We start from the raw sequence: 9,068 nt of genomic DNA, 5'->3' as shown, positions 1-9,068 counted from the left end.
AAGATTTATCTCCCGCAAATTGTTTGTAATAAATCTGCGTGAAGATTTATCTCCCACAAATTGTTTGTAATAAATCTGTGTGAAGATTTATTTGCCGCATCGTTGTTTTTTGTTGAGATGTTTAGTTGTTGCATCGTTTTTTGTCATTCAGAGCGTGAGCGGAGAATCTCTTTCCTTTACCCCGCGAGATTCCTCACGGTGTTCGGAATGACAAAGGGGGCGTTCGTAATTCGTAATTTGTAATTCGTAATTCCTCCTACTTTTGTTATTCAGAGTGCTCTTTTGTCACTTTTGGCTTGACCCAAAAGTAACCAAAAAGTCAAGGCTTCGTGCGCTTCGCACGCCTTCGCGACGCTTGCAGGTCGGAAAATCAGGTAACTCGCTTCGCTTCGGACAGCCTGATTTTCTTTCGCCCTGCTCGCTGCTCCGTCGGCTCACCGCCCGAGGCCGAAGGACGAACGCCGAGGCGTTCGGGGCGAGATTCCTCACGGTGTTCGGAATGAAAAACGCGGTTATTTGCGTTGATTTGCGTCATTTGCGAAATTTGCGTTCGGTCTTTTGTTATTCAGAGTGCTCTTTTGTTACTTTTGGCTTGACCCAAAAGTAACCAAAAAGTCAAGGCTTCGTGCGCTTCGCACGCCTTCGCGACGCTTGCAGGTCGGAAAATCAGGTAACTCGCTTCGCTTCGGACAGCCTGATTTTCTTTCGCCCTGCTCGCTGCTCCGTCGGCTCACCGCCGGAAATCAATTGTCAATGGTTAATTGTCAATGGTTATTTTCCAAGTACATGATTCGGCGTGTACCACGCATAACAATTAACAATTAATTTGTCATTCAGAGCGTGAGCGAAGAATCTCTTTCCTTTACCCCGCGAGATTCCTCACTACGTTCGGAATGACAAAGGGGAGATGTTCGAATAGGTGAATGCCTCGACGGGTGAAGCATTTTTCAATAATAGCGAATCGTGCTTTGTCTGAGAAACAATGTCACTCGTTTCCTTACTTTCTTCCTTGGAACTTTCCTTTTCACATCCCGCAGTGCCTAACAGCAAAAGCAGGGAGATCGCAGCGAATAAAAATGTTTTGTTTTTCATTGGCTCGAGTATTTATAAAGTAAGTAATGCTGCTTATTGTCGTAGAAAAATTTTAGTTCATTTTTCTCCCATGTGTACGATTCGAGCTTTCTTATGATACGATAAAACAACGCGGCATCGCCGTTTTCTTCATCTCCAATCTTTGTTTCTATAACAATGAACGGAGGAGTTGTAAGATAAACTGTCATTTGATTAAGCACTGTTCCTCCTTTTGCTTCTGTCTCGGAAATAAATTTAAATCCGTAGCAGCCTTTGGGTGCAAGGGGGGTTATTTTCCCGGTCTTTGCATCTACTATTCCGGCCAGATCCCACCGAGTACCGGTCAGTTGCGTAGGAACCTCGTAGTCCATGTTCTTCTCACACCCCGCAGCGCCTAACAGCCAAAGCAGGAAAATCACAGCGAATAAAAATGTTTTGTTTTTCATTTCCATCGTTTTTTGCGCAAAGTTAATACATAAAAGATATCATTGAAACGTTTTTCGTATATGATGCAAAAAAGGCGGAAAACGCTGCCAAGCGAAATGTTAAAATCGCAGGATAAGGTCGAATCGTGTAGAAGCCGCCGTGTCGTTTGGGTCGCAAAGACGGAGCGCCGCAGACGAAGCCGCGTGAGGCGTTTTATGTGTCGGGGGTTGTTTTTGTTTTCTCGTAAACGATTTGTCCGTTCTGCACGGTGTAGCGTAAGGTGCCGACGGCTATCAGGTCGCTCACGATGTTTCGGGCGGTGAGGTAGCGGATACGCGCGAGCCGGCAAAACTCACGGAGGCTGACCGAAGGGTGCGTTTCGAGGTGGCGCATCAGTTTTTCGACGGGCTTCGTCAGTCGCAGCAGGTTGCCGTCGATGCTTTCGCGTTTCTTCCACGAGAGGAGCAGGGTTGGATTGGCGAGCTTGTTCTCGTCGGCCACGCGGATATAGGCCTTGTAGCGATCGTCCTTGTCGGGCGCCAGATACGGACGCGCGGCGCACGGCTCGACGTTGATTTCGAGTACCGTTTTGCCGTTTATCTCCCAGTGTCTGGCTGTGAACGGCACTTCGGGACGTGTGTACATGGTTGACGCGGCTTCGACCATGTAATACTCCTCGTCGCCCTGTATGCCGGCAATGTGTCCGTTGTCTTTGACGCCGATCAGCAGCCGTCCGCCGTCGGTATTGGCAAAGGCGCTGAGCGTGCGGGCTATTTTTTTACTGTCGCTGACTTCAAATTTAAAATCCTGCCGCTGATGTTCGCCCTGCGCTATCCACGCCTCGATGGGATGTAACCGTTTCATTGCGATGCATTGCCTTTCTCTCAGTGTTGGCGGTGTTACTTTGTCCGGCTTCTTAAAAAGGCGATGGCACGTTCCATGTCGTCGGGCGTATCGATGCCGATGGTTTCCTGCTCGGTGATGCCTACGCGGATGCGGTAGCCGTTCTCCAACCAGCGCAGCTGCTCGAGGCTCTCGGCCTGCTCGAGCGACGATTGCGGGAGGCGCGCGATTTCGCTCAACACGCCGGTACGGTACGCGTACAGCCCGATGTGTTTGTAGAAAACGTGTTGCGCCAGCCACTCGGTATGTACCTTCCCGCGGATGTAGGGGATGATGGAGCGGCTGAAATAAAGCGCGTCTCCGTTTTTGTTCATGACCACCTTCGGGGTGTTGGGGTTGAAGAGCGTGGCCTCGAAATCGCCGTCTTTCGCAAAGGCTTTCGCGAGTGTGGCGATTTGTACTTCGGGCGAAGAGAAGCATTCCTTGAGCCGCTCGATCTGTTGCGGACGGATAAACGGCTCGTCACCCTGAATATTGATGACGACGTCGAATTCTTCGCCCACCTTCGTACATGCTTCGTGGCAACGGTCGGTACCGCTACGGTGCGCCTCGGAGGTCATCACCACTTCTCCGCCAAAGGCTTTGACGGCGGCTTCGATGCGCGCGTCGTCGGTCGCGACATACAGGCGGTCGACCGTTTCTATCACTTGTTCGTAGACACGGCGGATCATCGGCCGTCCGTCCATGTCAGCCAGCGGCTTGCCCGGAAACCGTGTCGAGGCGTAGCGTGCCGGTATAATGCCCAAAAATTTCATGCCTTTGCTTCTTTATTTGTCGTAATCTTTTTTTCTTTGTCTCGTCATAAAAAGGCAGGGGCGCTGTTTATTTTTTCCTTTCCTGACGTTTATAATTCTGCGCCTGCTTCTGTTTGGCGCGTTGCTTCTGCTGACGCTCCAGTTCGGCCTGCTGCTTGCGCTGCATCTCGGCCATCCGTTCCATCCAGCCGGCACGTTTGCGCGGTTTCTTTTTGTTCTCTTCTAATTTCGCCAGCAGTTTCTCTTCGTTCACCATGAAACGGATCGAGAGGGTCTGCAGAATTGTGATCAGCGTTGAGATCAGGAAGTAGTAACTCAATCCGGCCGAGGCTTGATTGAACATGAAGAAAAACATGACCGGCATCATATACGTCATCATTGCCATTCCGGGCATCTGCTGCTGACCGGTATTGCTCATGTTCATGTTAATCTTGGAATAAACAATCTGCACGATGGTCATAAGCAAGCAGAAAAGGCTGATATGATTTCCCATAAATGACGTGATGAGCGGGATATTCGTATTCCACGAGAACACGGCATCGAACGTAGAGAGGTCTTTGGCCCACAAGAACGATTGCTGGCGTAATTCGATCGACGTGGGGAAAAGTCCGTAGAGCGCAATCAGGATCGGAAACTGCAATAGCATGGGCAGGCAGCCGCTCATGGGACTGGCGCCGGCGCGATTATACAGTTCCATCGTCGCTCTTTGCAGCTCCATTGCTTGTTCTTTCTTCGGGTATTTCGCTTTCAGTTCCTCGACTTGCGGACGCAAGACGCGCATCTTCGCCGTTGAGAGATACGATTTGTATGTCAGCGGGAACAGTACGAATTTGACGATCAGTGTCAGCAGGAAAATAATCAGTCCGTAGCTGGCGATATACCGGCTTAGGAAGTCAAAGATCGGCATGACAAAGTATTTGTTGATGGGGCGTACCCATTTGTACCCCATCGGCACCAACTCATCGAGCGACAGTTCGTGCTCTTTCGTTGCGCCGTTGTCGTATTCGCTGAGCAGATGGTATTTGTTGGGACCGATGAAATAGCGGAAGCCAATGCGTTTGTGAGAGGTCAGGTCGAAATTGACCGAAGTCGTCGTCTTGAATTCCTTCAGGTGCGCAGTGTCGGTGAGCAGACGCGATTCGAGCGTGGTAGCGGTGAACGCTTCATCGGCAATGATCACTGTCGCAAAGTATTTGTTTTTATAGCCGATCCATTTCAGTCGGTTGGCAATTTGTTTGCTGTCTTCTTTCGATTCGCTCAGCTTGTCTACGTCATCTGCCGCATATTTGTAGTACAAGCCGGTGTACTGGTCTTCGTATTTTCGTCCGTGCTCGAGCTTGCGGGCTTTCTGCCTCCACGTAAAATCGAGCGAGTGAGTGTTCGGCGTTAGAATGTCGTTCAGCCCGGCACTCTCGATCGTGTAACGGATCATGTAATTGTCGGGTTCGAGCGTATAGGTAAAATCCATGTGCCGTCCATCGTCAATGGCCAATCGCATCACGACCGATTGACCGTCGGCGCTCGGGATGGGAGTGAAGTAAAGATCGGACGTGTTGATGACGCGTTGATTAGCCGATATCATCGTGATGCCGAAGTCGGACTCATCGGCACCGTCGAAGAGGACGAGCGGCTGTTTATCCCAGGTCGTATATTCTTTCAATCGCGCGTAAGAGAGTTTGCCGCCTTTACTGCTGATTTTTACCTCGATCTTATCGTTTTCGAGCGTCACGAATTCTTCCGTTCCTTCGGCGGCTACGGCAAAATCGCTGAGATTCTGACGGAACCTTTCGGTACGCACCGAATCGGGTAAGTCTTCGGGCATTTCCGTTGCGGTCTGTTGCGTCTCCTTCGCGGATTGATTCAGTGCTTCGAGGCGCGCCTGTTCTACGCGAACCAGCGAATCTCTGTAATGTTGTTGAGCTTCTATTTGTTCCTGAGTCGGGCGGTTCAGCCACGTGAATAGGAACAAAATCACCCCGATCAGTATAAAACCGATAATCGTATTTTTATCCAATGACATTTTTTTCTTTACTTCCTTACTACTGTACTATTATTTTTACTTTCTTGCGATGGCCGCTTGGATGAAGCTTACGAACAGAGCATTCGGGCTCACAACCGTACTGTCGTATTCGGGATGGAACTGTACGCCGACGAACCATTGCAGGCCGGGCAGCTCGACGGCTTCGACAAGTCCCGTGTCGGGGTTTTCGCCTACGCACTTCATCCCTGCCGCTTCGAAGGCCTCCTTATATTCACTGTTGAACTCAAACCGGTGGCGATGGCGTTGCTGCACCAGCTCCTTGCCGAAAGCCTGATACAGTTTCGAGCCTTTCTTGAGTACACAGTCGTATGCTCCCAAACGCATCGTACCGCCCATGTTGACTACGTTCTTCTGGTTTTCCATCAGGTCGATGACCTTGAACGGGGTCTGCGGCTCCATCTCCGTCGAGTTGGCACCCTCCATGCCCAGCACATTGCGTGCAAACTCGATAACCATGCACTGCATGCCCAGACAAATGCCGAGGCAGGGTATGTCGTGCTCGCGCACGTAGCGGATAGCCGTAAGTTTGCCTTCTACGCCGCGCTGTCCGAAACCCGGAGCAATCACTATGCCATCGAGATCGGCCAGCATGCTTTCTACGTTCGATTCGTTGAGTTTTTCCGAATGTATCAGACGAAGATTCAATTTCCGGTCGTTATAGATCGAGGCAATCAGCAGCGATTCGTCGATCGATTTATAGGCATCCTGCAATTCCACGTATTTGCCTACCAGCCCGATCCGTACATCTTTCGTCGCGTTTTTCTTGCGTTCGAGGAATTTCTTCCACGGTTTCATCTCGGGCGTTTCTCCGGCTTCGAGACCGAATTTGTTGAGCACGATCGAGTCCATCTGCTGTTCCTGCAGCTTCAGCGGTACCTCGTAAATGGTCGGTACGTCGACCGACTGGATCACGGCTTCTTTCGAGACGTTGCAAAACAGCGCCACTTTGTGCAGAATCGTCGCGTTCAGCTCGTGCTCGGTGCGCAACACCAGAATGTCTGGCTGCACGCCCAGCTCCTGAAGTTGCTTGACGGAGTGTTGCGTCGGCTTCGTCTTATATTCTTTGGCGGCCGCGATAAACGGCACATACGTCAGATGTACGCAAAGGCAGTCGCGTCCGAGTTCCCATTTCAACTGACGCATACTCTCGATAAACGGCAACGACTCGATGTCACCCACCGTTCCGCCGATTTCGGTAATCACCACATCGAACTTGTTCTTCGACCCCAACAGCTTGACGTTGCGTTTAATCTCGTCCGTGATGTGCGGGATCACCTGTACTGTCTTTCCCAGATATTCGCCGCGTCGCTCCTTCTCGATTACGCTTTGATAGATACGTCCCGTGGTGATGCTGTTGGCACGCGTAGTGGGAATGTTCAGGAAACGCTCGTAATGACCAAGATCGAGGTCGGTCTCATGTCCGTCGATGGTTACGAAACATTCGCCGTGCTCGTAGGGATTGAGTGTTCCCGGATCGACGTTGATGTACGGGTCGAACTTCTGAATGGTTACTTTGTAGCCTCTCGCCTGTAGCAGTTTACCGAGCGAGGCCGAGACAATCCCCTTTCCTAATGAGGAAACGACACCGCCTGTCACGAAAATATACTTTGTATTTGCCACGATTGTTTTATTTTAGAAGTGGCAAAGATAGGGATTTTTGGCTGTTTTGCGTAATTTTTGTGAGAATTATTCGACCGGAATATTTTCAAAGCACGTAATCATCCGCACAGTCGACATTACAGAGTTTTTTCCATATAGTCTGCTTTCTCAAATGCGCTTTTGACCGTAACCCACTTTTTTCTCGTGCTGTTTCCGGTCGTCTTTTAAGGGGGATAAGCCGACTGACGACCCTTATTCGGAGAGCGTAATCCCCATTTTCTTCATCAGGAAGCTGGCGTTCATATTGCGGGCAACGCCCTCGCGCATCCGATAGGAGAACGTCAGCGTATCGTCCGTAATATCGGCTTCGAAACGATAGTTTTTAATGTCGTGCGGAAATTCGTCTTCGAGCGTGCCGAGCAGCAGGTCGTGGGTGGCAATGATACCGCAGGCTTCTTTGGAAACCAATTGCTTCATCAACGCCAGCGACCCTTTCTGTTTGTCTTTCGAATTCGTTCCTCTCAGGATTTCGTCGAGGATGATAAAAAGTTGTTCTCCCGCGTTCAATCGGTCAATAATCATTTTCAATCGTTTGAGTTCGGCAAAGAAATACGATTCGTTGGCGACGAGCGAATCGGCCGTCCGCAGGCTTGTTACCAGTCGGGCGGGATAGACGGTCAGGGAACGGGCGCATACGGGCATCCCTATGCAGGCCAGCAGGAAATTAACACCGATCGTACGCAGATAAGTGCTTTTACCTGCCATGTTTGCTCCCGTAACAACCATAAAATACGGATGTTTCGAGATGTGTACATCGTTACGTACGCACTTTTCGCGATGCAGCAGAGGATGTCCCAATGCTTCTCCTTCCATCACGAAATAGGTCTCTGCGATAGCAGGGTAAGGGTAATCGGGGTGATTGAAGGCAAATCCTCCCAGTGAGCATAAGGCATCGGTCTGCGCCAGCGCCTCGAACCAAAGACCGAAATGAGAGGAATGAGTGCGAAGCCATTGCTCCATCAGCATCACCTGACGCATATCGCGCAGATAAAGCAGGTTTAAAATGATACCGATCGTGCTGTATCGTTGATCCAGCGCACCGATGATGCGCGACATACGGCGGATGGCACGCGACGCGCTTGTTTTCTCCGAGACAAAGTGCTGTTGCAGCGATGTGAGGAGAGGCGCATCGAACGTCTCCCGCTCTATCTTTCCGATCAGTTGCGAGTAAGCCCTTAGCAACTGCTCCATCTTGTCGATCGACCGGCATAGCTGATGAATCTTGCGTCCCGGAAGGTTCGCAATCAGAAAACCGAGGGCTACCATCGCTCCGGCTGTCCAGACGGGCAGCCACCCGAAACCGATTCCGACGATTATCGCCAGCCACGCTGACGGCATCAGCCAAAGCATCGCACGCCATACAGCACCGAACGACGAGGCCTCTGCGGCCTGTCCGGTCAAGGTTTTCAACTGTGTCAGATCATCATGATGCCCTTTGCACGTAATCCCCGTGACGTAAAAATCCTGTCTGAACGCAACTTTCCCGGTCAACTCGCGTACTGCCTGCTGACGGATTAAAATTTCTCCCTTCTCTTCCAGCGGATACATAAACCATTCGGCCAGGCATGATTGGCCAATCGAAGTGACCGTGCGGTTGATGCTCTGAAAGAGTGACTGGGTACCGAACACATCCAAATCAAGCGTAAACGGATGTTGCGTGTCGATTTGTTCCGGCGCTCCTTCAAATGCGCTGAAATCATAATTTAATGCTTTTTTCTCGTCCGTATTGAGACGTATCATGCCTTCTGCATACGCCTTCTTTTCCGACAACTTCGTATGGTAAACCAATAGTGCCACAAAAGGCAATGCAAACGCGGTTGTCCATGCCGTCAGTGTCATCCAGCCTGCTTCCCGGAAAAACCATAATATGATTAAGGCCGTAACAAAAAGAAACAGCCGAAGTGTACCGACGTGATACATCCGTCGTTTCAAGCGTTGGTGTATAGCGGTATACTTTGTTATCTGCTCGTCGTAAAATCGAATCACTTCTTCCATCATCACGGGGCAAAGGTAAAAAAACGGAAGTACTATCCTTAATTTTTGGATCGATTTATTCAGCTCCGGCATATCTGTTCTTAAACCGAATGATCCGGACGATTGCAGATCTCAGATACATGATAATGCACAGTAAACACATAAAGATGCGATAGGTTTTTATCAGGGCAACCGCATCAAAATAAGCTTATCTTTGGGTTATGGATATACAAGATTAT

7 protein-coding genes are annotated in these 9,068 nt (G+C 50.1%); all 7 read right to left on the bottom strand.

Annotation, left to right across the window (positions count from 1 at the left end; genetic code table 11):
* Positions 1 to 370: 370 nt before the first annotated feature.
* The 7 genes from ACTTKA_RS11545 to ACTTKA_RS11515 all read right to left on the bottom strand — a co-directional run bounded on the left by ACTTKA_RS11545 (position 371) and on the right by ACTTKA_RS11515 (position 8,850).
* Positions 371 to 535 carry a hypothetical protein gene (locus ACTTKA_RS11545; RefSeq protein WP_442725144.1) on the bottom strand — a complete coding sequence of 55 codons (165 nt, stop codon included), beginning with the start codon at positions 533 to 535 and terminating at the stop codon, positions 371 to 373.
* A gap of 553 nt (positions 536 to 1,088) precedes the next feature.
* Positions 1,089 to 1,523, bottom strand: a complete 435-nt coding sequence (locus ACTTKA_RS11540; RefSeq protein ID WP_442714374.1) for a hypothetical protein — start codon at positions 1,521 to 1,523, stop codon at positions 1,089 to 1,091.
* A gap of 187 nt (positions 1,524 to 1,710) precedes the next feature.
* Positions 1,711 to 2,361, bottom strand: coding sequence for an AlbA family DNA-binding domain-containing protein (locus ACTTKA_RS11535; protein ID WP_442714373.1), 651 nt, complete (start codon positions 2,359 to 2,361; stop codon positions 1,711 to 1,713).
* 35 nt (positions 2,362 to 2,396) lie between these two features.
* Complete coding sequence (kdsB, locus tag ACTTKA_RS11530) at positions 2,397 to 3,155, bottom strand: 3-deoxy-manno-octulosonate cytidylyltransferase (RefSeq protein ID WP_442725143.1); 759 nt, start codon at positions 3,153 to 3,155, stop codon at positions 2,397 to 2,399.
* A gap of 67 nt (positions 3,156 to 3,222) precedes the next feature.
* On the bottom strand, positions 3,223 to 5,169 hold the full coding sequence (gene yidC / locus ACTTKA_RS11525; RefSeq protein WP_097559497.1) for a membrane protein insertase YidC: 1,947 nt from the start codon (positions 5,167 to 5,169) through the stop codon (positions 3,223 to 3,225).
* Positions 5,170 to 5,211: 42 nt separating this feature from the next.
* Complete coding sequence (locus tag ACTTKA_RS11520; protein WP_442725142.1) at positions 5,212 to 6,816, bottom strand: CTP synthase; 1,605 nt, start codon at positions 6,814 to 6,816, stop codon at positions 5,212 to 5,214.
* A gap of 231 nt (positions 6,817 to 7,047) precedes the next feature.
* A complete protein-coding gene (locus tag ACTTKA_RS11515; protein WP_442725145.1) occupies positions 7,048 to 8,850 on the bottom strand; it encodes a MutS-related protein in 1,803 nt (600 codons plus the stop codon).
* Between the last annotated feature and the right edge of the window lie 218 nt (positions 8,851 to 9,068).

Source organism: Tannerella sp. (genome assembly GCF_052170195.1).
Taxonomy (GTDB): domain Bacteria; phylum Bacteroidota; class Bacteroidia; order Bacteroidales; family Tannerellaceae; genus Tannerella.
This window is presented reverse-complemented; position numbering and strand designations above follow the sequence as displayed.

Excerpts from the sequence above, each read along its gene's own strand:
- ACTTKA_RS11545 (WP_442725144.1), bottom strand. The coding sequence starts at position 535 with ATGACGCAAATCAACGCAAATAACCGCGTTTTTCATTCCGAACACCGT.
- ACTTKA_RS11540 (WP_442714374.1), bottom strand. The coding sequence starts at position 1,523 with ATGGAAATGAAAAACAAAACATTTTTATTCGCTGTGATTTTCCTGCTT.
- ACTTKA_RS11535 (WP_442714373.1), bottom strand. The coding sequence starts at position 2,361 with ATGAAACGGTTACATCCCATCGAGGCGTGGATAGCGCAGGGCGAACAT.
- kdsB (WP_442725143.1), bottom strand. The coding sequence starts at position 3,155 with ATGAAATTTTTGGGCATTATACCGGCACGCTACGCCTCGACACGGTTT.
- ACTTKA_RS11515 (WP_442725145.1), bottom strand. The coding sequence starts at position 8,850 with ATGGAAGAAGTGATTCGATTTTACGACGAGCAGATAACAAAGTATACC.